Raw genomic sequence first — 2,122 nt, forward strand, 5'->3', positions numbered from 1 at the left:
ATAAATTTTTTAACACCAACTGAAGCTGTGTTAAAATTTTTAAAAGACTAACTGGTCTAAAATGTATATGGTACCTCACAACTATAATTATTTATTATTAAAACCTGCTATTTCAGGTTATTTTGCTAAAATTATGTATAATAATATCAGAGATGTAACTGTTTATAGAAAGGGTTTTAATTTTAAATGAATAAAAAATTAATTCGTAATTTTTCAATTATTGCTCATATTGACCATGGGAAGTCAACCTTAGCAGACCGGATTTTAGAATTAACAGGGACAGTTGAAAAACGAGAAATGCAAGAACAATTATTGGATTCAATGGATTTAGAACGTGAACGAGGAATAACAATTAAATTAAATTCTGTTCAGTTAAAATATCGTGCTCAAGATCAACAAGAGTATATTTTTCATTTAATTGATACACCAGGGCATGTTGATTTTACCTATGAAGTTTCACGCAGTTTAGCAGCTTGTGAAGGAGCAATTTTAGTTGTTGATGCAGCACAAGGAATTGAAGCCCAAACATTAGCAAATGTTTATTTAGCAATTGATAATAATTTAGCAATTATTCCTGTTATTAATAAAATTGATTTACCATCTGCTGATCCAGACCGTGTCAAAGAAGAAATTGAAAATTTAATTGGAATTCCAACAACAAATGCACCATTAATTAGTGCTAAGACAGGGTTAAATATTGAACAGGTCTTAGAAGCAATTGTTAAAGATATCCCTGCGCCGTTAGAAGGCGATGATAATAATCCATTGCAAGCATTAATTTTTGACTCATATTATGATAAATACCGTGGTGTAATGATCTCAATTCGAGTTAAACAAGGAATTGTTCGCGTTGGTGAAAAAATAAAATTAATGAATACTGGTGCTGTTTATGAAGTTACTGAATTAGGAGTTAAAACACCAAAAGAAGTTAAAAAAAACAAATTAGTTGCTGGTGAAGTGGGTTGATTAGCAGCAAGTATTAAAATGGTCTGTGATGTTCGGGCTGGTGATACGATTACAACCGTTGCTAATCCAGCTCAACAGCCATTACCAGGATATAAAAAAATGAACCCAATGGTATTTTGTGGATTATATCCAATTGATTCCTCTAAATATAAAAATTTAAAAGAAGATTTAGAAAAAATTCAGTTATCCGATGCTTCCCTTGTTTATGAACCAGAAAAATCACAAGCATTAGGTTTTGGTTTTCGTTGTGGCTTTTTAGGATTATTACATATGGATGTTATTCAAGAACGGTTAGAACGAGAATATAATTTAGAATTAATTGCAACTGCTCCATCGGTAATTTATCATGTTTATTTAACAAATAAGGAAATGATTAGTATTGATAATCCAAATGAATTACCAGTTGTGCAAAAAATTGATCGCATTGAAGAACCATTTGTCAAAGCAACGATTATGACTCCTGAGCAATATATTGGTTCATTAATGGAATTATGTCAAAATAAACGTGGAACATATGCTAATTTAGAATATATTGATGATATACGGCGAATTTTAACTTATGAAATGCCATTAAATGAAATTGTGTTTGATTTTTTTGATCGGTTAAAATCAATTAGTAAAGGTTATGCTTCGTTAGATTATGATTTTATTGGTTATCGTCCTAATAAATTAGTTAAAATGGATATTTTATTAAACAATGAAATTATTGATGCTTTATCAATTATTGTTCATCGTGATTTTGCTTATGGGCGTGGTAAAGCCTTATGTGCAAAATTAAAAGAAATTATCCCTCGGCAAAATTTTGAAGTTCCAATTCAGGCAGCCATTAATCATAAAGTTATTGCACGAGAAGATATTAAAGCAATGCGTAAAAATGTCTTAGCAAAATGTTATGGTGGTGATATTACTCGGAAAAAGAAATTATTGGAAAAACAAAAAGAAGGAAAAAAACGAATGAAAGCAATTGGCTCAGTTGAAGTCCCCCAAGAAGCTTTTATGGCTGTTTTAAAGTTAGATGATTAATTGCTATTGTTAGCAATTTTTTATTAATAAAAAGTGATATAATTATTTAAAGGTATTAATTAGACTTCTTGCATAACCTAGTTATTTTAAAATTCCTATAAAATATATTTAAAATAGAAATTATAGGAATCTA

1 protein-coding gene is annotated in these 2,122 nt (G+C 29.5%); it reads left to right on the forward strand.

Features of this window, described 5'->3' with window-relative positions; genetic code table 4:
- Nucleotides 1-186 precede the first annotated feature (186 nt).
- On the forward strand, nt 187-1,989 hold the full coding sequence (gene lepA / locus BST80_RS05085; RefSeq protein ID WP_415746254.1) for a translation elongation factor 4: 1,803 nt from the start codon (nt 187-189) through the stop codon (nt 1,987-1,989).
- Nucleotides 1,990-2,122 lie beyond the last annotated feature (133 nt).

The organism is Spiroplasma sp. Moj, from assembly GCF_016082285.1.
GTDB lineage: Bacteria > Bacillota_I > Bacilli_A > Mycoplasmatales > Mycoplasmataceae > Spiroplasma > Spiroplasma phoeniceum.